This window comes from Bacillus sp. MSP13 (assembly GCF_000815295.1).
GTDB lineage: Bacteria > Bacillota > Bacilli > Bacillales > Bacillaceae > Bacillus > Bacillus vallismortis.
In genome coordinates, this window is sequence record NZ_JXAQ01000004.1 from 27,485 (window position 1) to 49,487 (window position 22,003).

Annotated in this window: 20 protein-coding genes; 19 read left to right on the forward strand and 1 reads right to left on the reverse strand. The window is 45.7% G+C overall.

Annotation, left to right across the window (positions count from 1 at the left end; all coding sequences use genetic code 11):
* Positions 1–9 precede the first annotated feature (9 nt).
* The 6 genes from cysP (at position 10) to sirC (ending at position 5,006) form a co-directional block, all read left to right on the forward strand.
* Positions 10–1,074 carry a sulfate permease gene (gene cysP, locus SC79_RS03510; RefSeq protein ID WP_039073913.1) on the forward strand — a complete coding sequence of 355 codons (1,065 nt, stop codon included), beginning with the start codon at positions 10–12 and terminating at the stop codon, positions 1,072–1,074.
* A 48-nt stretch (positions 1,075–1,122) separates the two neighbouring features.
* Positions 1,123–2,271, forward strand: a complete 1,149-nt coding sequence (sat, locus tag SC79_RS03515) for a sulfate adenylyltransferase (protein ID WP_039073914.1) — start codon at positions 1,123–1,125, stop codon at positions 2,269–2,271.
* A gap of 12 nt (positions 2,272–2,283) precedes the next feature.
* Positions 2,284–2,877, forward strand: coding sequence for an adenylyl-sulfate kinase (cysC, locus tag SC79_RS03520; RefSeq protein WP_039073915.1), 594 nt, complete (start codon positions 2,284–2,286; stop codon positions 2,875–2,877).
* Between the two features lie 98 nt (positions 2,878–2,975).
* Positions 2,976–3,749 carry a uroporphyrinogen-III C-methyltransferase gene (gene cobA / locus SC79_RS03525; RefSeq protein ID WP_039073916.1) on the forward strand — a complete coding sequence of 258 codons (774 nt, stop codon included), beginning with the start codon at positions 2,976–2,978 and terminating at the stop codon, positions 3,747–3,749.
* A 2-nt stretch (positions 3,750–3,751) separates the two neighbouring features.
* On the forward strand, positions 3,752–4,537 hold the full coding sequence (gene sirB / locus SC79_RS03530) for a sirohydrochlorin chelatase (RefSeq protein WP_039073917.1): 786 nt from the start codon (positions 3,752–3,754) through the stop codon (positions 4,535–4,537).
* Positions 4,518–5,006 (forward strand): precorrin-2 dehydrogenase, encoded by a 489-nt coding sequence (gene sirC / locus SC79_RS03535; protein ID WP_039073918.1) that lies wholly within the window; start codon positions 4,518–4,520, stop codon positions 5,004–5,006. Before sirB ends, sirC begins: the two co-directional genes overlap by 20 nt.
* Before the next feature lie 38 nt (positions 5,007–5,044).
* On the opposite strand, the gene rqcH is transcribed toward sirC, so the two are convergent.
* On the reverse strand, positions 5,045–6,757 hold the full coding sequence (rqcH, locus tag SC79_RS03540) for a tRNA modification protein RqcH (RefSeq protein ID WP_039073919.1): 1,713 nt from the start codon (positions 6,755–6,757) through the stop codon (positions 5,045–5,047).
* A gap of 121 nt (positions 6,758–6,878) precedes the next feature.
* On the opposite strand from rqcH, the gene SC79_RS03545 reads away from it, so the two are divergent.
* From SC79_RS03545 to prkC, 13 genes are all read left to right on the forward strand, one after another.
* On the forward strand, positions 6,879–9,551 hold the full coding sequence (locus SC79_RS03545) for a calcium-translocating P-type ATPase, SERCA-type (protein ID WP_039073920.1): 2,673 nt from the start codon (positions 6,879–6,881) through the stop codon (positions 9,549–9,551).
* Positions 9,552–9,634: 83 nt separating this feature from the next.
* Entirely contained in the window at positions 9,635–10,510 is an 876-nt protein-coding gene (locus tag SC79_RS03550; RefSeq protein WP_039073921.1) for a YicC/YloC family endoribonuclease, read from the forward strand.
* Positions 10,511–10,586: 76 nt separating this feature from the next.
* The gene (gene remA, locus SC79_RS03555) at positions 10,587–10,856 is read left to right on the forward strand and encodes an extracellular matrix/biofilm regulator RemA (protein ID WP_003154355.1); all 270 of its coding nucleotides are present in this window, start codon (positions 10,587–10,589) and stop codon (positions 10,854–10,856) included.
* 7 nt (positions 10,857–10,863) lie between these two features.
* Positions 10,864–11,478, forward strand: a complete 615-nt coding sequence (gene gmk / locus SC79_RS03560) for a guanylate kinase (protein WP_010327898.1) — start codon at positions 10,864–10,866, stop codon at positions 11,476–11,478.
* Positions 11,479–11,480: 2 nt separating this feature from the next.
* The gene (gene rpoZ, locus SC79_RS03565; RefSeq protein WP_039073922.1) at positions 11,481–11,684 is read left to right on the forward strand and encodes a DNA-directed RNA polymerase subunit omega; all 204 of its coding nucleotides are present in this window, start codon (positions 11,481–11,483) and stop codon (positions 11,682–11,684) included.
* A gap of 81 nt (positions 11,685–11,765) precedes the next feature.
* Positions 11,766–12,986 (forward strand): bifunctional phosphopantothenoylcysteine decarboxylase/phosphopantothenate--cysteine ligase CoaBC, encoded by a 1,221-nt coding sequence (gene coaBC / locus SC79_RS03570; protein WP_039073923.1) that lies wholly within the window; start codon positions 11,766–11,768, stop codon positions 12,984–12,986.
* Entirely contained in the window at positions 12,983–15,400 is a 2,418-nt protein-coding gene (gene priA / locus SC79_RS03575) for a primosomal protein N' (RefSeq protein WP_039073924.1), read from the forward strand. Before coaBC ends, priA begins: the two co-directional genes overlap by 4 nt.
* A 26-nt stretch (positions 15,401–15,426) precedes the next feature.
* The gene (gene def / locus SC79_RS03580; protein ID WP_039073925.1) at positions 15,427–15,909 is read left to right on the forward strand and encodes a peptide deformylase; all 483 of its coding nucleotides are present in this window, start codon (positions 15,427–15,429) and stop codon (positions 15,907–15,909) included.
* 4 nt (positions 15,910–15,913) lie between these two features.
* Positions 15,914–16,864: a methionyl-tRNA formyltransferase gene (fmt, locus tag SC79_RS03585; RefSeq protein WP_039074259.1), complete on the forward strand. Its 951-nt coding sequence runs from the start codon at positions 15,914–15,916 to the stop codon at positions 16,862–16,864.
* Positions 16,854–18,197: a 16S rRNA (cytosine(967)-C(5))-methyltransferase RsmB gene (gene rsmB / locus SC79_RS03590; RefSeq protein ID WP_039073926.1), complete on the forward strand. Its 1,344-nt coding sequence runs from the start codon at positions 16,854–16,856 to the stop codon at positions 18,195–18,197. Before fmt ends, rsmB begins: the two co-directional genes overlap by 11 nt.
* A 2-nt stretch (positions 18,198–18,199) precedes the next feature.
* The gene (gene rlmN, locus SC79_RS03595; protein ID WP_039073927.1) at positions 18,200–19,291 is read left to right on the forward strand and encodes a 23S rRNA (adenine(2503)-C(2))-methyltransferase RlmN; all 1,092 of its coding nucleotides are present in this window, start codon (positions 18,200–18,202) and stop codon (positions 19,289–19,291) included.
* A 6-nt stretch (positions 19,292–19,297) separates the two neighbouring features.
* Positions 19,298–20,062 (forward strand): protein-serine/threonine phosphatase PrpC, encoded by a 765-nt coding sequence (gene prpC / locus SC79_RS03600; protein WP_039073928.1) that lies wholly within the window; start codon positions 19,298–19,300, stop codon positions 20,060–20,062.
* The gene (gene prkC / locus SC79_RS03605; protein WP_039073929.1) at positions 20,056–22,002 is read left to right on the forward strand and encodes a serine/threonine protein kinase PrkC; all 1,947 of its coding nucleotides are present in this window, start codon (positions 20,056–20,058) and stop codon (positions 22,000–22,002) included. The genes prpC and prkC overlap by 7 nt, the downstream gene beginning before the upstream one ends.
* The last annotated feature ends 1 nt before the right edge of the window (position 22,003 follow it).

Genomic DNA, 22,003 nt, shown 5'->3' on the forward strand with positions numbered 1-22,003 from the left:
AGCTGTAAAATGGAATTAGCCGCTATTTTATTTAGCTTGTTTTTCGCGATGAATATTGGTGCAAGCGGCGCTGCAGCTTCGATGGGAGTTGCTTACGGCTCTGGAGCCATCAAAAAGAAAACATACGCTTTGATCCTGTGCGCAGTCGGTGTGCTCGCTGGAGCGGTCATTGGCGGGGGCGAAGTTGTAAAAACCATCAGCTCTGGGATTATCCCTGAGCAGACCATTACACTGACGGTTGTTTGCATTATTATTGGAGCCGCTGCGCTGTCACTCTTTACAGCTAACCTGCTCGGCATTCCTTTGTCGACAAGTGAAGTAACGGTCGGCGCTGTTGTCGGCGTGGGAGTGGCCTACAAGGTATTGTTTGTGAACAGCCTTCTGGTCATTGTGTCGTTTTGGATTTTTGTCCCGCTGTTCGCTTTCGGTTTCACATATTTCGTGTATAAGCTGTTTCGTTATTTTAAGATTGAATTGAAATCGTCTAAAAAGCAAAAAATCCTTGGCATTGCGTTGTTAGGTGCCGGATTTTTCGAAGCGTTCTCTGCCGGCATGAACAACGTGGCGAATGCCGTTGGCCCGTTAGTAGCGGCCGGTGTGCTGGATGTCGCGAAAGGAACCTGGTACGGAGGGGTTTTTGTTGCAATTGGCGCGCTGTTATTAGGCCGTCGGGTATTAGAAACAAACGGGAAAAAAATTACGAGATTTTCAAAAGGAGAGGGCATTCTCTTATCCAGTACAGGAGCGGGACTGGTGATCATCAGTTCTGTATTTGGGATGCCGGTGCCTTTGGCTCAAGTCACGTCATCGTCTATTATCGGAATAGGCATGGCAAAAAACGGTCCGAATGTGTTCCATAAACAAGTTGTTCAAACGATGCTGAAGGTATGGATTGTATCGCCGTTTTTATCTTTATCGATTTCTTATATGCTCGTATCCTTGTTTTTAAAAGCGGATTATTATGCAATCTTTATCATGGTAAGCGTGCTCTTAGCGACGGTGGGTGCCGTCAGCCTGACGAAGGCCATACGTAAAGAGAGGCGATCTGTCCATGAACAAGGCGGGGGAATCTGATTATTAATCTGAGTTTTTTTATATGTTAACTAGGAGGAAGTGGATATTATGAGCTTAGCACCTCACGGAGGAACATTAGTAAACAGAGTAAATGAATCATATGATATAAGCAGCATTCATAAAGAAATTGAACTTGATTTAATATCTTTTGCAGATTTAGAGTTAATTGGAATCGGCGGGTACAGCCCGATCGAAGGCTTCTTTAATGAAGAAGATTACGTATCTGTTGTTGAAAACATGCGACTTTCTTCCGGTGTTGTCTGGTCTCTCCCGATCACGCTCCCGGTCAGCGCTCAAAAAGCAGCTGATCTGTCAGTCGGTGAAACGGTAAAGTTAACGTATGAAGGAGAAACATACGGCGTGGTACAAATTGAAGACCTGTACGTGCCTGACAAACAAAAAGAAGCAGTCAATGTGTACAAAACAGATGATCAGGAACACCCGGGTGTTGAAAAGCTGTTCAGCCGCGGCGATACATATGTGGGCGGACCGATCACATTGATTAAAAAAGCTTCAAAACAGTTCCCTGGATTTACGTTTGAACCGGCAGAAACTAGACGCCAGTTTGCAGAAAATGGCTGGAATACAATTGTCGGTTTCCAAACGAGAAATCCTGTTCACAGAGCGCATGAATACATTCAAAAGACCGCTCTTGAAACAGTAGACGGTTTGTTTTTAAACCCGCTGGTAGGTGAAACGAAATCTGATGACATCCCAGCTGACGTGCGGATGGAAAGCTACCAAGTGCTTCTTGACAATTATTATCCGAAAGATCGCGTGTTCCTTGGTGTCTTCTTAGCTGCGATGCGTTATGCAGGGCCGAGAGAAGCGATTTTCCACGCGCTTGTCAGAAAGAACTACGGCTGCACGCATTTCATCGTCGGGCGCGACCACGCTGGTGTAGGCGATTATTACGGAACATACGAGGCGCAGGAGCTGTTTGACACATTTAAACCTGAAGAACTCGGGATTACACCGCTAAAATTCGAGCACAGCTTCTTCTGCAAAAAGTGCGGTAATATGGGAACAGCGAAAACTTGCCCTCACGGCAAAGAGCATCACGTCATTTTATCAGGCACTAAGGTGAGAGGCATGCTGAGAGACGGTGTGCTGCCGCCTGCTGAATTCAGCCGCGCAGAAGTCGTAGAAGTATTGATCAGAGGAATGAAGAAAAAAGAAGAAGCAGGCGTATTTTAAGGGGGACTGGCAGTGACAAATCGCGATATCGTATGGCATGAAGCCTCTATTACAAAAGAAGAGTATCAGCAAAAAAACAAGCACAAAAGCTCCATTCTCTGGCTGACAGGATTAAGCGGTTCAGGTAAATCAACGATTGCCAATGCCGCTGCAAGAGAACTGTTTGAGCAGGGCTATCAAGTCATTGTTCTGGACGGAGATAATATTCGGCACGGCTTAAATAAGGATCTTGGTTTTTCTGACGAAGACCGAAAAGAAAACATCCGCCGAATCGGAGAGGTGGCGAAGTTGTTTGTCCAGCAGGGCACCATTGTGATTACTGCTTTTATCTCTCCTTTCCGTGAGGACAGGGAACAGGTTCGCCAGCTTGTAGAAGCAGGCGAATTCAATGAGGTATACATTAAATGCGATCTCGATATTTGTGAACAAAGAGATCCGAAAGGGCTCTACAAAAAAGCAAGAAACGGGGAAATTCCTTTCTTCACAGGAATTGATTCTCCTTATGAAGAGCCAGAAGCACCTGAACTCGTTCTTGATTCAGGACAGCATGACCGTGAAGCTTGTAAAAACCAGCTCATCGAGTTTGTTGAACGAAAATTGAGCTAATATGATCTGCTGTGTTCTTCACAGATGCCGGAATGCAAGCGAGAACAACATGACAGTAAATGTTTCTGGAAGAACTCGAATAGATCGGGGGAAATACGATGGGGAAAGTATATATTGTAGGAGCGGGTCCCGGTGACCCTGATCTGCTGACAATTAAAGCGCTGAAAGCCATTGAAAAAGCTGATGTCATCTTATATGACAGATTAGTAAATAAAGAGATTTTACAATATGCCAAAGAGCAAGCAGACCTGATCTACTGCGGGAAGCTTCCAGATTTTCATACGATGAAGCAGGAAACCATCAATCGATTTCTTGTGAAGTATGCGCAAAAAGGGAAAATCGTTGTCAGATTGAAAGGCGGAGACCCTTTTGTGTTCGGTAGAGGGGGAGAAGAAGCGGAATGCCTCTCTGACAACGGAATTCCGTTTGAAATCATCCCTGGCATTACATCAGGAATTGCGGCAGCGGCTTATGCAGGGATTCCTGTTACTCATCGAGATGCGGGCTCTAACGTCGCTTTTGTAACGGGTCATTATAAAAAAGAAGAAGATTTTGACGAAAAGTGGAAAGCGCTGGCCACAGGAATTGATACACTTGTTATCTACATGGGTATCAAAAACGTGCAGCAGATTGAAAGAAAACTCCTTGAGAACGGCAGGGACGGATCTACGCCGGCAGCCTTTATTCACTGGGGAACAACGGACAAGCAAAAATCTGTTTTTTGTACAGTTGATACCCTTTCAGAAACGGTGATAAAAGAAGATATTAAAAATCCGAGTTTAATTGTCATTGGAAATGTTGTAAATTATCACTATAAGCTGGAATGGTTTGAATCTGAACTAAAAAAACAAGATTTAAGCGAGGCGTTGTAAAAATGAAACAAGCCATTTTATATGTCGGCCATGGCAGCCGGGTAAAAAAGGCGCAGCAAGAAGCCGCGGCCTTTTTGGAAGGGTGCAAGGCGCACGTCCCTGCACCTGTACAGGAAATCAGCTTTTTAGAGCTTCAGGAGCCGACAATTGAGACTGGGTTTGAAGCATGTGTGAAACAAGGCGCCACTCATATCGCAGTGGTGCCTCTGCTTCTTTTAACAGCTGCACATGCAAAACAGGATATTCCGGAAGAAATTGCGCGTGTTGCATCCCGATATCCTTCGATCCGTGTTTCATACGGAAAGCCGATCGGGATTGATGAAGAAGTGGTCAAGGCTGTATATCACCGAATGAAGGACATAGGTGTTCCGTATGAAAATGCCAGAGTCGTGCTCATCGGGAGGGGAAGTTCAGATCCCGCTGTCAAAAGAGACGTAACCGGTATTGCCAATCTTCTTCAAAAGATGATTCCTGTCAAGGAAGTCATTCCGTGCTTTTTGACAGCATGCGGCCCGAATTACAGAGAGGTTTTTTCAGAACTTAAAAAAGCTGACGGCGTGACAACCTTTATCGTACCTTATTTGCTCTTTACGGGTATGCTGATGAATGAAATCGAACGAGAGGTTCAGGAATTAAAGTCTCATAATCCGAATATCTACCTTTCTTCATATATCGGTTTCCACCCTCATGTGAAAAACGCATTTTTAAATCGTGTAGGAGAGACTTCCGAAAATCCAGAGGGGAAATTCGATTTTGCCGGAGGTTCATATGCTCCCGCTGCACATTAGCCTGGGGAAGAAAAAGGTTGTCATTGCGGGTGGCGGCAGTATCGCGCTCAGAAGACTGAAAACGGTGCTTTCTGAGGGAGCTGATATTACGCTTGTCAGTCCGGATGTTGAGCCTGAAATCAAGCAGATGGCCGCCAATCACCTCATCAGGTGGATCGCCCGTACAATTGAAAAAGAAGATTATCTCGATGCTTTTTTGATCATTGCTGCCACGGATAATGCGGCAGTGAACAAAGAAATTGCTCAAACCGCTTCGCCTCTTCAGCTTGTCAATTGTGTCAGTGATGCTGAGCTTGGCGATGTATACATGCCGAAAATCGTAAAAAGAGGGCATGTCACGGTATCTGTTTCTACAAACGGAGCCAGTCCAAAGCATACAAAGGAGCTGGCTGAACAGGTGAATAAGCTGATTGACGGCGATTTTGTCGCTGAAGTTGACAGACTCTATCAGCTAAGAAGAAAGAAATAAGCCAGAGCAAACAATGCTCTGGCTTTTCTTTATGCGGCTCAGCTTTTTTTCAGCTTAATGACAGTATCAGCATCAGGTGTGACAAAGACGGTATGCTGGCTGTCATAGGTGACGAAGCCGGGCTTCGCGCCGCTCGGTTTTTTGACATGCCTGATTTTTGTATAATCTACAGGCACTGAACTCGAATCTTTAGCTTTTGAAAAATAAGCAGCAATTGTCGCAGCTTCAATGATTGTTTGCTCATCCGGTTCGCTGCTTCTGATCACAACGTGAGAGCCTGGAATATCTTTCGTGTGAAGCCAAATATCCTCTCTGGCTGCTGCTCTGGTCGTTACATACTCATTTTGGCGGTTGTTTTTCCCTACTAATATCGTCAAGCCTGATGAGGATTCATAGGTCTCTAAAACCGGGTTGTGAGGTTTTTGTTTTTTCTGCCCTTTTTGCTGCTTAGGGCGCAAATATTTGCCCTCCACAAGCTCCTCTCTGATTTCGCTAATATCTCGAGGAGAAGCGGACGAAAGCTGCTGAATCAGCTGATCAAAGTATTCGATCTCTTCCTGTGCAAGCCTGATTTGTTCTTCGACAACCGCGACCGAATTTTTCGCTTTCTGATACTTCGTGAAGTAGGCTTGTGCATTTTCAGAAGGTGTTTTATTCGGGTTTAAAGGAATTGTAATTGTCGGACTTTCTTCATCGTAATAGTTCATGACCTCAGCCTGTTTATCACCTTTTTTCAGCATATAGAGATGAGCGGTTAAAAGCTCGCCATATAGCTGAAATTCCTTCGCGTTTTCCGAATACTCCAGCGTTTTTTCCAACTTTTTGATTTTGTTGGCATTCTTCTTCCTTTCATTGACAACAAATCGCTCAAGATCTTGTGCCTGCTGTTTGACGCGGTCTCGTTCAGCTTTGCCGAAATAAAAACGGTCGAGCAGCTCGCTTAATGAATCAAAACGGCGCGCTTCGCCCTTGAGATGAGTCAGCTCCAGCAGATAAAAATATTCCTTACCGTTTACAGTTGTAATGTTGGGAATGAAGCGGTGCTCTTTTACTTCGGCAAAAAGCTCCAGCAATGCTTTTGGCAATGTGACTTTGTTGGCAAGGCCCGCCCTGTGAACCGCTTCTTTGGCAAAGAGCGGTGATACACCTGAAAAGTGCTCGACAATTTGTTTATCAAGCCGTCCTTCTTGAAAATTGAGATGACGTAACATATCGTCTTCTGACGCCTCTAGCGGCGAGATTTTGTTCTGGGCCGGCGGAAGTTTATAATCTTGGCCGGGCAGTACTGTACGGTAGCTGTTCATTGAAGGCGATAAATGCTTAAGCCCGTCGATGATCATATTTTCCGCTCCGTCTGTCAAAATGATATTGCTGTGGCGTCCCATAATTTCTACATAAAGCTTTCGGACGGTTTCGTCGCCAATTTCGTTCCGGCTTTTGATATGAAAAATCATAATGCGGTCTAGGCCCGCCTGTTCAATTTTTTCAATAAACCCGCCTTCGATATGCTTTCTCAGCAGCATGCAAAACATTGGCGGTTCACTTGGGTTTTCATAGGCTTGCGTCGTGATGTGCACCCGTGAATAGCTCGGGTGTGCCGATAATAATAGTTTTTGGTTTTTTCCATTCGCGCGTATGTGGAGGACCACTTCGTGCTTATATGGCTGGTGGACTTTCGTAATTCGTCCGCCCAACATTTTCTCGTTAAGTTCGTGTGTCATTCCGTATGTAAACATGCCATCAAACGACATATGCAATACACCCTCTCATTCTTCCTGCATTCGATAATTATAGCATGAAATGGGACGAGTCAGAATAAGCATGCTTATAGAGTGATATCTCTATAAGAGAGCAGGGGAGTGGACGAGGCGAATGAAGTTTCATGAAATGGAACAAACAGATTTACTAGAGGCAACCAATACGTCCATGAAACAAGGATTAACAGAAAAAGAGGTGAAAAAACGCCTCGATAAGCATGGGCCAAACGAGCTGCAAGAAGGGAAAAAAACATCAGCGCTTCTCTTGTTTTTCGCGCAGTTCAAAGATTTTATGGTGCTTGTGCTTTTGGCTGCCACGTTAATCTCGGGATTTCTTGGTGAATACGTAGACGCGGTTGCGATTATTGCGATTGTGCTTGTGAATGGCTTACTCGGTTTCTTTCAAGAAAGGCGAGCTGAGCAATCTCTTCAGGCTTTAAAAGAGCTTTCGACACCGCATGTCATGGCGCTCAGGGAGGGGAGCTGGATAAAGATCCCTTCTAAAGACCTTGTGCCGGGTGATATTGTGAAATTTACGAGCGGTGACAGGATTGGCGCGGACGTTCGAATTGTCGAAGCGAAAAGCCTTGAAATAGAAGAATCAGCCCTGACCGGGGAATCAATCCCGGTTGTAAAGCATGCCGATAAATTAAAAAAACCGGATGTTTCGCTCGGCGATATTACGAATATGGCTTTTATGGGAACGATTGTGACACGCGGCAGCGGTGTGGGGGTCGTTGTAGGCACAGGAATGAATACGGCAATGGGGAAAATTGCCGACATGCTTGAATCGGCAGGGACACTGTCAACACCGCTGCAAAGAAGGCTGGAGCAACTTGGGAAGATTTTAATTGTTGTTGCGTTGCTGCTGACGGTGCTTGTCGTTGCTGTCGGTGTCCTTCAGGGGCATGACTTGTACACTATGTTTTTAGCGGGTGTATCATTAGCGGTAGCTGCTATTCCGGAGGGGCTCCCGGCAATTGTGACAGCAGCGTTATCACTTGGCGTGCAGCGGATGATTAAGCAAAAATCAATCGTAAGAAAGCTTCCTGCTGTTGAAACACTAGGATGTGCCTCTATTATTTGTTCAGACAAAACAGGAACATTGACGCAAAACAAAATGACAGTAACACATGTCTGGTCCGGAGGGAAAACATGGAGAGTAACGGGGGCCGGCTATGAACCGCAAGGAAGCTTTACACTGAACGAAAAAGAGGTCAGTGTAAATGAGCATATGCCGCTGCAGCAGATGTTGCTGTTCGGAGCGTTGTGTAACAACTCCAATATTGAGAAAAGAGACGGTGAATATGTGCTTGATGGAGATCCGACGGAGGGGGCGCTGCTCACCGCGGCAAGAAAAGGCGGTTTTTCTAAGGAGTTTGTTGAATCTCATTATCAGGTGATTGAAGAGTTTCCGTTTGACTCTGCACGGAAAATGATGACTGTCATTGTAGAGGGTCAGGACAGAAAGCGGTATATCGTCACAAAAGGTGCACCGGATGTGCTGATGCAACGCTCTTCCCGTATTTATTATGACGGCTCAGCGGCGCTTTTAACTAATGAGAGAAAAGCAGAAACAGAGTCGGTGTTAAGACATTTGGCATCCCAGGCGCTCAGAACGATAGCGGTTGCCTACAGGCCGATAAAAACAGGTGAAACACCGTCTATGGAGCAGGCGGAAAAAGATTTGACGTTGCTCGGTCTTTCGGGCATCATTGATCCGCCGCGGCCGGAAGTCAGACAGGCAATTAAAGAATGTCGTGAAGCGGGTATCAAGACCGTCATGATTACAGGCGATCATGTGGAGACTGCTAAAGCGATAGCCAAAGACTTGCGCCTCCTTCCGAAAAGCGGCAAAATCATGGACGGTAACATGCTGAATGAATTTTCTCAAGAAGAGCTTTCAAATGTCGTGGAGGATGTTTATGTATTCGCCCGCGTTTCTCCTGAGCATAAATTGAAAATCGTGAAAGCTTTCCAGGAAAACGGGCATATTGTGGCGATGACCGGAGACGGCGTCAATGACGCACCTGCCATTAAACAAGCTGACATCGGAGTGGCTATGGGCATTACCGGGACAGATGTGGCCAAGGAAGCGTCATCCCTTGTTCTCGTGGATGATAATTTTGCGACGATCAAATCTGCGATAAAAGAGGGCAGAAACATCTATGAAAATATCAGAAAGTTCATCAGGTACCTGTTGGCTTCTAACGTCGGAGAAATCCTTGTCATGCTGTTTGCGATGCTGCTTGCCTTGCCTTTGCCGCTCGTGCCGATTCAGATTTTATGGGTCAACTTAGTGACGGACGGATTGCCGGCAATGGCGCTTGGCATGGATCAGCCGGAAGGAGATGTGATGAAGCGAAAGCCGCGCCATCCGAAAGAAGGGGTGTTTGCCCGCAAGCTTGGATGGAAGGTCGTCTCCAGAGGATTTTTGATCGGAGCTGCCACCATTTTAGCGTTCATCATTGTATATCACCGGAATCCGGAGAATTTGGCTTATGCCCAGACGATCGCGTTTGCCACTTTAGTGCTGGCTCAGCTGATTCACGTTTTTGACTGTCGAAGCGAGACATCTGTTTTTTCCAGAAACCCGTTTCAAAATATGTACTTAATCGGTGCGGTATTATCATCCATTTTGCTGATGCTTGTTGTGATCTACTATGCGCCGCTTCAGCCGATTTTCCATACCGTTGCTATCACGCCGGGGGACTGGATGCTCGTCATCGGCATGTCCGCCATTCCTACTTTTTTGCTGGCTGGGTCACTTTTGACAAGAAAAAAATAAATTCATATGATATAATCTTAGGGGTAATAGCATGTCTATTGCCCTTTTATTATGAGAATCAGGGAAGAATTGGGTGTTTTAAAATGATACGAAGTATGACAGGCTTCGGCAGTGCAAGCAAAACACAAGATGATCTCTCTGTAAGCGTGGAACTTAAATCTGTGAACTACAGGTTTAAAGAAGTGAACGCTCGTTTGCCAAGGCCTTTGCTATATGTTGAAGATAAGCTGAAACAGACGATTCTGGAGCGTATCCAGCGCGGACGAATTGAGCTTTTCGTAGCCGTTGACAGCGATATGCTTGTTGAGAAAAGGCTTGAAATTGATTGGGCGCTGCTCGATGAGTTCGTCGCAGCTGCGGGAGATATGAAGAAGCGGTATCAATTGGCTGCAGAGCCTGATGTAATGGATTTCTTCAAGCTTGATCATGTCGTTCAGATTCATGAAGAACAGACGCAAAACGACAGGCTGGAGGCATTCATCATCGCTGCTGCAGAGGAAGCGGTAAAAGGGCTCTGTGCAATGCGTGAAAAAGAGGGGCTGCTTTTAGCAAAAGACTGCCTGATGCATATTGACCAGCTTGAAGAGCTGGTGAATGAAACTGAATTGCTTGCAGCAGACGTCGTATCCCGTTACCGGGAACGGCTGTACGCCAGAATAAAAGAATGGACTGAAGACGTGTTAGACGAGAGCCGGCTTGTAACAGAATGCGCTATTTTTGCAGACCGCTCGGATATCACTGAAGAGATTACCAGGCTGAAGAGCCACTTTGCCCAGTTTCGTGATATATTAGCTGAAGGCGGAGCTGTCGGGCGCAAACTCGACTTTCTCGTTCAGGAGCTGAATCGGGAAGCAAATACAATCGGCTCAAAGGCAAATGATCACCAGATCACAAAGCTTGTCGTCGAAATGAAAAGTTCTATTGAAAAAATAAAAGAACAAGTGCAAAATATAGAATAGTGACTGTGCGTATTGTTTACAGACGGTCTTACTAGGCTAAACTAGAGACGTCTATTTTACAGGGGGAACGTAGAAGATGACGATTAAACTGATTAATATCGGATTTGGCAATATTATCTCCGCCAATCGGATGATTTCGATTGTCAGCCCGGAGTCTGCGCCAATCAAACGGATGATCCAGGATGCAAGAGACCGCGGAATGCTTATAGACGCTACATACGGACGAAGAACCCGTGCAGTTGTCGTCATGGATAGTGACCACATTATCTTATCTGCCGTCCAGCCTGAGACAGTTGCACACAGACTTTCTGTTAAAGAAGAAATTATGGATGAAGGGCAGGGATAGTTGCCGCATGAAAGAAAGAGGGTTATTAATCGTTCTCTCAGGTCCCTCAGGAGTTGGTAAAGGAACGGTTCGGCAAGCGATCTTTTCGCAGGAAGACACAAAATTTGAATATTCGATCTCAGTAACAACAAGAAGTCCGCGAGAGGGCGAAGTGAACGGAGTCGATTATTTTTTCAAAACGAGAGAAGAATTCGAGCAAATGATTGCAGACAACAAGCTGCTTGAATGGGCAGAATATGTCGGCAATTATTACGGCACGCCTGTCGATTATGTTGAACAGACGCTTCAAGACGGAAAAGACGTCTTTTTAGAAATCGAAGTTCAGGGCGCTCTTCAAGTGAGAAATGCTTTCCCGGAAGGCCTGTTTATTTTCCTTGCGCCTCCAAGCCTTTCTGAACTGAAGAACAGAATCGTGACACGGGGTACGGAAACAGACGCTCTGATTGAAAATCGAATGAAAGCCGCAAAAGCTGAGATCGAAATGATGGATGCTTATGATTATGTCGTTGAAAACGATAATGTTGAAAAGGCATGCGATAAGATCAAAGCAATCGTTCTCGCTGAACATTTGAAGCGTGAGCGCGTTGCACCAAGATATAAGAAAATGCTGGAGGTTGAATAACGATGTTAGATCCGTCAATTGACTCATTAATGAATAAATTAGATTCAAAATATACGCTCGTGACTGTTTCTGCAAGACGCGCGCGTGACATGCAAATCAAAAAAGACCAAATGATTGAACATACGATTTCACACAAATATGTAGGCAAAGCTTTAGAAGAAATTGATGCAGGCCTGCTTTCGTTTGAAAAGGAAGACCGCGAATAGTAGCACAAGTAGCAACCTATATCATGTAGGTTGTTATTTTTTTCCGTGCGGTTTTTGTAAAGTGCAGAGGGGGAGAAGTCATTGCTTAACAATCGAAATGTGTTGCTTTGCGTGAGCGGGGGCATCGCTGTTTATAAAGCCTGTGCGTTAACGAGCAAGCTGGTACAGGCAGGAGCAAATGTCAAAGTGATTATGACTGAATCAGCATGCCAATTCGTCTCACCGCTGACATTTCAGGCATTGAGCCGCCACGAAGTATATACAGATACATTTAAAGAACAAAATCCAAGCGTCATTTCTCATATTGATGCCGCAGACTGGGCCGACTTGATTATCGTGGCGCCTGCTACGGCTAATGTAATTGGAAAACTGGCAAACGGCATCGCTGACGATATGCTGACGACTACGTTGTTAGCGGCAACGGCTCCAGTATGGATCGCGCCGGCGATGAACGTTCACATGTATGACAACCAGTCAGTTAAACGAAATATTTCTATTCTTTATCAGGATGGCTATCGTTTTATTGAGCCGAGCGAGGGCTATTTAGCGTGCGGTTACGTAGGAAAAGGCAGATTAGAAGAGCCAGAACGTATCGTGTCGCTAGCTGAAAAGCACTTTGCTGAAGAAAAAACCGCTCCTTTAGAAGGCAAACATGTGGTCATTACAGCTGGGCCGACCCGGGAAGCGATTGATCCTGTCCGATTTTTTACCAATAAATCAACGGGTAAAATGGGATACGCATTAGCGGAGGCTGCGGTTCAGCTCGGCGCACAGGTAACTTTAATTTCTGGCCCTGTTTTATTAGATCAGCCGAAAGGCCTTGCTCAGTTTATCCCTGTTCAATCGGCTGCTGATATGTATGATGCGGTGCTCTCTGTATATGACTCGAGTGATATTGTCATCAAAACTGCTGCGGTAGCTGATTTTACGCCGAAAACCGTTTTTGACCATAAAATGAAAAAACAAGACGGCGGTATGACCCTTGAACTGATCAGAACGGTTGATATTTTAAAAGAATTGGGCGAGAAAAAGCAGGGGCAGCTACTGGTTGGCTTCGCCGCTGAAACACAAGACGTTGAACACTATGCCCGTCAAAAGCTCGCCGCCAAAAATCTTGATATGATCGTGGCAAATGATGTGAAAGCTAATGGGGCCGGTTTTGGTGCTGATACGAATATCGTGACAATCTTTTTGGAAGACGGTCGCAAACGCGAGCTTCCGATCATGTCTAAGCTCGATGTTTCTTTTGAAATTCTTAAGGAAGTCGCAGCCCTATCAAAACAAACCGGAGAGCAATCATGAATGTTGCCGAGGTCATCGTTGATGTCAGCACCAAAAATATAGACAGGCCTTTTGATTATAAAATCCCAGACCATCTCAAAGGCATGATAAAAACGGGAATGCGGGTCATTGTTCCATTTGGCCCCCGTAAAATTCAAGGGTTTGTGACAGCTGTGAAGGAAGCATCTGATCTCTCGGGGAAATCTGTCAAGGAAGTAGAGGATTTATTAGATCTTACACCTGTTTTGACAGAGGAGCTGATGAATCTGTCATCATGGCTGTCCGACAAAACGCTGTCTTTTAAAATAACGGCGCTTCAAGCGATGCTGCCTGCCGCATTAAAGGCGAAATATGAAAAAGAACTAAAAATCGCACACGGTGCCGATCTGCCTCCGCAAGTGGAACGGCTGTTTTCTGAAACAAAGACTCTTCTGTATTCAGATATACCTGATCACGATATGCTGAAACTGATTCAAAAGCATGTTCAAAAAGGCAGCATTGATGTGACGTATAAAGTTGCGCAAAAAACCAATAAAAAAATGGTCAGGCATATTCAGGCAAATGCGAGTAAAGAAGAGCTTAGCAAACAGGCTGAGGGATTATCCCGCCAAGCGGCCAAGCAGCAGGCGATTCTTCACTTTTTCATTGCTGAGCGGGAAGGGGTGAAAATCCCCGCAACGGATTTGTGCAAAAAAACGGACGCTAGCTCTGCGACCATCAAAACCCTTATCCAAAAGGGGCTGTTGAAGGAAAGCTATGAAGAGGTTTACAGAGATCCCTATCAGGACAAAATGTTCAAAAAAACAGAGCCGCTCCCGCTGACAGACGAACAGAGCGCAGCCTTTGAGCCTATACGCCAGACGTTGGACAACGATGAGCATAAAGTGTTCCTTCTTCACGGTGTAACAGGAAGCGGAAAAACAGAAATTTATTTGCAATCAATTGAGAAAGTACTGGCGAAAGGTAATGAAGCCATCGTTCTCGTACCGGAAATATCCCTGACGCCGCAGATGGTCAATCGCTTCAAGGGCCGTTTCGGCTCTCAGGTGGCAGTCATGCACAGCGGATTATCCACAGGGGAAAAATATGACGAGTGGCGTAAAATCCACCGGAAAGAAGTGCGGCTTGTCGTCGGCGCCAGATCGGCCATTTTTGCTCCGTTTGAAAATCTCGGAATGATTATTATTGATGAAGAGCATGAGTCCTCTTACAAACAAGAAGAAATGCCGCGCTATCATGCGAAAGAGGTGGCGATCAAGCGGGCTGAACACCACAGCTGCCCTGTTGTGCTGGGCAGTGCTACGCCGACATTAGAGTCCTATGCAAGGGCGCAAAAGGGTGTGTACGAGCTTCTTTCGCTGAAGCACCGCGTGAACCACCAGGTGATGCCTGAGGTTTCGCTTGTCGATATGAGAGAAGAGCTCAGAAACGGCAATCGTTCAATGTTTTCAGTTGAATTGATGGAAAAGCTTGAAGAAACGATTGCCAAGGGGGAGCAGGCGGTGCTGTTCTTAAATAAAAGGGGCTATTCTTCCTTTGTGATGTGCAGGGATTGCGGATATGTCCCGCAATGCCCGCACTGCGACATTTCCATGACATATCATCGTTACGGCCAAAGGCTGAAATGCCATTATTGCGGACATGAGGAGCCTGTCCCGCATACTTGTCCCGAATGTGCAAGCGAGCATATCCGCTTTTTCGGGACGGGCACACAGCGAGTGGAGGAAGAGCTGACAAAAGTTCTGCCGCATGCAAGAGTGATTCGGATGGATGTTGACACGACGTCAAGAAAGGGCGCGCATGAAAAATTATTGTCAGCTTTCGGAGAAGGAAAAGCGGATATTCTTCTCGGAACGCAAATGATTGCGAAAGGGCTTGATTTTCCGAATGTCACACTTGTCGGCGTATTAAGTGCTGATACAACACTCCATATTCCTGATTTCAGGTCGGCCGAAAAAACTTTTCAGCTGTTAACGCAAGTCAGCGGACGGGCAGGAAGGCACGAAAAACCCGGAAATGTCATCATTCAAACGTACACACCGTCCCATTACAGCATCCAGCTGACGAAGTCGCACGATTATGAAGCGTTCTATCAGCATGAAATGGCGCATAGAAGAGAGCAATCCTATCCGCCCTATTACTATTTGGCCCTTGTGACGGTTTCTCATGAGGAAGTGACGAAAGCAGCCGTTACGGCTGAAAAAATCGCTCACTTTTTAAAATCAAACTGCGGAGCTGACACGAAAATTCTCGGGCCAAGTGCGTCCCCGATCGCCCGGATCAAAGATAGATATCGCTATCAATGCGTGATAAAATACAAACAGGAAACCCAGTTATCTGCTTTATTGAAGAGGATACTGGAACATTATAAACGCGAAATTGAACAAAAGCATGTAATGATTTCAATTGATATGAATCCTTATATGATGATGTAAGATCTCACGTCTTGGAGGGTAACAAATTGGCAGTAAAAAAGATCGTCACACATCCAGCGGAGGTTTTGGAAACACCGGCGGAAACCGTGACTGTTTTTGATAAAAAATTAAAAAAACTGCTTGATGATATGTACGACACCATGCTTGAAATGGATGGGGTCGGACTGGCAGCGCCGCAGATCGGCATTTTAAAAAGAGCAACTGTCGTAGACATCGGGGATGACAGCGGCAGGATTGATCTTGTGAATCCAGAGATTTTAGAAAAAAGCGGAGAGCAAACCGGTGTAGAAGGATGCCTGAGTTTTCCCGGCGTCTATGGTGATGTCACACGTGCCGATTACGTTAAAGTGCGTGCGTTTAACCGGCAGGGAAAACCGTTTATTCTGGAAGCGCGAGGCTTTTTAGCGAGAGCCGTGCAGCACGAAATGGACCATTTAGACGGGGTGCTGTTTACATCTAAAATAAGCACATACTATACAGAAGATGAACTAGCGGATATGGAAGGATGATTTGATGACAAGAATCGTATTTATGGGGACGCCGGATTTTTCAGTTCCTGTTTTAAGAACCTTGATAGAGGAAGGATATGAAGTGGTGGGAGTCGTCACGCAGCCGGACCGTCCGAAGGGCAGAAAAAAAGTGCTGACACCTCCTCCGGTAAAGGAAGAGGCATTGCGTCACGGCATCCCGGTTCTTCAGCCGGAAAAAGTCAGGTTGACAGAAGAAATCGAGAACGTGCTGGCATTAAAGCCTGATCTTATCGTAACGGCAGCATTTGGCCAAATTTTGCCGAAGGAGCTTCTCGACAGCCCGAAATACGGCTGCATTAACGTTCACGCGTCTCTTTTGCCGGAATTGCGCGGCGGAGCCCCGATCCATTACTCCATTTTGCAGGGAAAGAAAAAAACCGGTGTAACCATTATGTATATGGTAGAAAAATTGGATGCCGGCGATATGATCTCAAAAGTGGAAGTGGACATTGAAGAAACCGACAATGTCGGAACGCTGCATGATAAATTAAGCGCGGCTGGGGCAAAGCTATTGTCTGAAACTGTTCCTAATGTCATTTCGGGCAGTATATCACCTGAAAAGCAGGATGAAGAGAAAGCGACATACGCTCCTAATATCAAAAGAGAGCAAGAGCTCCTCGACTGGTCTAGAACAGGAGAAGAGCTTTACAACCAAGTCCGCGGCTTAAATCCTTGGCCTGTTGCCTATACGACTCTGAATGGGCAAAACTTGAAAGTATGGGCGTCGAAAAAAACTCCCGCACCTAAAAAAGCTGAGCCCGGCACAGTCGTGGCGATTGAAAAGCAAGGGATTATCGTGGCCACCGGCAACGAAACGGCCCTGTTATTAACCGAACTTCAGCCTGCTGGCAAAAAACGCATGAAGGGCGAGGATTTTGTGCGCGGCGCCCATGTTGAAGCTGGTGAAAAGTTAGGAGTAAACAATGAAAAATAATAGTGTTCGTGATATCGCCCTTGAGGCGCTGATCAAACTAGAACAAAACCAGGCATACAGCAACCTGCTCCTGAAATCGGTCATGAAATCAAATGAACTGAGTGATCAGGACAGAGGGCTTTTGACTGAACTTGTCTATGGAACATTGCAAAATAAGATCGCGCTTGATTATATGCTTCAACCGTTTATTAATAAGCCCCAAAAAGTAAAGCCGTGGGTGATTCAGCTTCTTCGCCTATCCTTATACCAAATGGAGTATCTGGAGAAGATTCCAGACAGGGCTGCCATCCATGAAGCGGTTGAGATCGCAAAAATCCGCGGACACAAAGGCATTGCTTCATTTGTCAACGGAGTGCTTCGTTCCCTACAGCGGGAAGGTGTTCCATCCTTTGACGCCATCGAAGACCCTGTCCGCCGGCTGGCGACAGAGACAAGCCATCCGGAATGGCTCGTAAAAGAGTGGGTGGATGCATATGGGTTTGATGCGGCTGAAAAGATTTGCCGCATCCATCTTATTCCGCCGAAGCAAACACTGCGTGTCAATCAAATGAAAGCAGACAGAGCGGAGTTGCTTGATCAAATGGCAGCTGAAGAAATTGAAGTTGAAAAAGGCGACCTCGCTGAAGATGCTGTGAAGCTCCTAAAGGGCACAATCGCCGGAACTCATTTTTTCCAAAACGGTGAAGTGTCCATCCAGGATGAGAGCTCGATGCTCGTCGCCCGGGCCCTTGATCCTAAGCCCGGTGAAACGGTACTTGACGCATGTGCGGCGCCTGGCGGAAAGTCGGCTCATATCGGCGAATTGATGGAGAACAAAGGAAGTATTTCGTCGCTTGATCTTCACAAACATAAAGTGAAGCTTATCAAAGAAGCGGCAGACCGGCTTGGAATTACAATCATTGATGCGAAAGAAATGGATGCGAGAAAAGCAGGAGAAACGTTTGAAAACGAACAGTTTGACCGGGTTTTGGTAGATGCTCCGTGCTCAGGTTTTGGTGTCATCCGGAGAAAGCCGGATATGAAGTATACGAAAAAGCCAGATGACAGCGCGCGGCTTGCTGAGATCCAGCTGTCGATCATGAGAGAAATTGCACCATTAGTAAAAAAAGGTGGCACTCTTGTCTACAGTACGTGTACAATGGACCGGACAGAAAATGAAGAAGTGATACATGCGTTTATACAAGAACATCCTGATTTTGAACCCGATTTGTCTCTTGAAAAGCGGCTGCCCGAAAAGGCGAGACCCTTTGTTCGGGATGGAAGGGTGCAAATCCTTCCTCATTATTTCGGAACAGATGGTTTCTTTATTTGCAGCATGAGAAAGAAGGGATAACAATGGCAGAAATGAAAAAAACAAAAGGAAGAAAAGAATTGCGGACAGAGCGTCCGTCTATTTATTCTTTTGAATTAGATGAAATCAAACAATGGCTGACAGACAACGGAGAAAAACCGTTCCGAGCGGCACAGATTTTTGAATGGCTATATGAAAAACGCGTATCTTCATTTGAAGAAATGACAAACCTGTCAAAGGAATTGCGTGAGAAATTAAGCGCTCATTTTGTGTTAACAACGTTGAAAACGGCCGTCAAACAAACCTCTTCAGACGGTACAATGAAGTTTTTATTCGAGCTTCATGACGGTTATACAATCGAAACCGTGTTAATGAGACACGAGTATGGTAATTCTGTATGTGTAACGACACAGGTCGGCTGCCGCATTGGCTGTACATTCTGTGCTTCGACGCTTGGAGGTTTGAAACGAAACCTTGAAGCGGGCGAAATTGTCGCACAAGTCGTCAAAGTCCAACAAGCTCTTGATGAGACGGATGAACGAGTGAGCTCTGTCGTGATCATGGGAATTGGTGAACCTTTTGATAACTTTGAAGAAATGCTCGCTTTCTTGAAAATCATTAACCATGATAATGGCCTAAATATCGGCGCGCGCCACATTACAGTTTCTACAAGCGGGATCATCCCGAAAATTTACGAATTCGCTGATCAAAAAATGCAAATTAACTTTGCGATTTCTCTGCATGCGCCGAATACAGAAATCAGAAGCCGTTTGATGCCGATTAACAGAGCGTACAAGCTGCCTGAATTAATGGAAGCTGTTAAATATTATATTAACAAAACGGGACGCCGTATCAGCTTTGAATACGGGCTGTTCGGAGGCGTAAACGACCAGGTCGAGCACGCTGAAGAGCTTGCCGACTTGCTCGAGGGAGTCAAATGTCACGTGAACTTGATTCCGGTAAACTACGTGCCTGAACGAGACTATGTGCGTACACCGCGTGACCAGATTTTCGCTTTTGAAAAAACGCTGAAATCCCGCGGAGTTAATGTCACAATCAGAAGAGAGCAAGGCCATGACATTGACGCAGCCTGCGGTCAGCTTCGCGCGAAGGAGCGTCAAGACGAGACGAGGTGATGAGGGTTGTTAACAGCCTTAAAAACAGATACAGGAAAAATCCGTCAGCATAACGAAGATGATGCGGGGATATTCAAAGGGAAAGACGATTTTGTATTAGCGGTTGTCGCTGATGGCATGGGCGGCCATCTTGCTGGAGATGTTGCGAGCAAGATGGCTGTGAAAGCCATGGGGGAGAAATGGAATGAAGCGGAGACGATTCCAGTTGCGCCCGCAGCATGTGAAAATTGGCTAAATGAGCAGATTCTCGCGGTAAACAGTAAAATATACGAGCATGCCCAAGCCCACGAAGAATGCCAAGGCATGGGAACAACGATTGTATGTGCGCTTTTTACGGGGAAAACGGTTTCTGTTGCCCATATAGGTGACAGCAGATGCTATTTGCTTCAGGACAGTGATTTCATCCAGGTGACAGAAGATCATTCACTTGTAAATGAGCTGGTTCGCACTGGGGAGATTTCCAGAGAAGACGCTGAACATCATCCGCGGAAAAATGTGCTGACGAAGGCGCTTGGAACAGACCAGTCAGTTAGCATTGACACTCGTTCCTTTGATATCGAACCCGGAGACAAGCTGCTTCTATGTTCTGATGGACTGACGAATAAAGTGGAAGGCACTGAATTAAAAGACATCCTGCAAAGCGATCAAGCTCCACAGGAAAAAGTAAACCTGCTAGTGGAAAAAGCCAATCAGAATGGCGGGGAAGACAACATTACAGCAGTTTTGCTTGAGCTTGCTTTACATGTTGAAGAGGGTGAAGATCAGTGCTAATCGGCAAGCGGATCAGCGGACGTTACCAAATTCTTCGCGTCATAGGCGGCGGAGGAATGGCCAACGTGTACTTAGCTGAGGATATGATTCTAGACCGTGAAGTCGCAATCAAAATCCTGCGGTTTGACTATGTGAATGACAATGAGTTTATCAGGCGTTTCCGAAGAGAAGCCCAATCCGCATCAAGCCTCGATCACCCGAATATCGTCAGTATTTACGATTTGGGTGAGGAAGATGATATTTATTATATTGTTATGGAATACGTTGAGGGCATGACGCTTAAAGAATACATAACAGCAAACGGGCCGCTTCACCCTAAAGAAGCGCTGAACATCATGGAGCAAATTGTCTCAGCCATCGCGCATGCCCATCAAAATCAGATCGTTCACAGAGACATTAAGCCGCACAACATTTTGATCGACCATATGGGAAATATCAAAGTGACGGATTTCGGAATTGCGACGGCATTAAGCTCGACTACAATCACCCATACCAATTCTGTGCTGGGCTCAGTCCATTACTTATCACCTGAACAGGCGCGGGGCGGTTTGGCGACAAAAAAATCTGATATTTATGCGCTTGGAATCGTTCTTTTCGAGCTTTTAACCGGCCGTATCCCGTTTGATGGAGAATCGGCAGTCAGCATCGCCTTAAAGCATCTACAGGCGGAAACTCCTTCGGCGAGAAGGTGGAACCCGTCATTGCCCCAAAGCGTTGAAAACATCATCCTAAAGGCAACTGCAAAAGACCCTTTTCATCGCTATGAGACAGCTGAAGATATGGAAGCAGATATAAAAACAGCTTTTGATGCCGACAGACTCAATGAGAAGAAATTTACGATTCAAGAAGATGAAGAGATGACAAAAGCGATTCCGATCATTAAAGATGAAGAGCTCGCGAAAGCTGCTGCCGAAAAAGAAGCTGAATTGACACCAATCAACGACAATAAAACAAAGAAAAACGGCAAAAGAAAAAAGTGGCCGTGGGTTTTGCTAACGGTTTGCATCATTTTCATCACAGCTGGAATTCTCGCTGTCACCGTTTTTCCGTCGCTTTTTATGCCTAAAGATGTCAAAATACCTAATGTCTCCGGAATGGAATACGAAAAGGCGGCAGGCCTTTTGGAAAAAGACGGCCTGCAGGTTGATTCCGAGGTTTTGGAAATCTCAGATGAGAAAATTGACGAAGGCCTGATTGTAAAAACGGATCCTAAAGCGGAATCCACAGTTAAAGAAGGCGCTACGGTCACGCTCTATAAAAGCACCGGAAAAGCTAAAACGGAGGTCGGCGATGTGACAGGCCAAACGGCCGATCAGGCGAAAAAAGCGTTAAAGGACCAAGGGTTTAAACATGTTACAGTGAATGAAGTGAACGACGAGAAAAGCGCTGGCACTGTCATCGAACAGAATCCGTCCGCAGGGACTGAGCTTGTGCCAAGTGAAGATCAAGTCAAGCTCACAGTCAGTATTGGGCCCGAAGACATTACGCTTAGAGACTTGAAAACGTACAGTAAAGAAGCAGCGTCTGGATATCTGGAAGACAACGGACTGAAGCTGATAGAAAAAGAAGCATACTCAGATGATATTCCAGAAGGGCAGGTTGTCAAACAAAAGCCAGCGGCAGGAACGGCAGTAAAGCCGGGAAACGAAGTTGAGGTGACATTCTCTCTGGGACCTGAGAAAAAACCTGCGAAAACAGTAAAAGAAAAGGTCGAGATCCCCTACGAGCCAGAAAATGAGGGGGACGAGCTTGAGGTGCAAATCGCGATTGACGATGCGGATCACAGCATTTCTGACACTTACGAGGAATTTAAGATAAAAGAGCCGGCTGAACGAACGATCGAATTGAAGATTGAATCCGGCCAAAAAGGGTACTATCAAGTGATGGTAAATAATAAAGTCGTCAGCTACAAAACCATTGAGTATCCGAAAGGTGAATAAC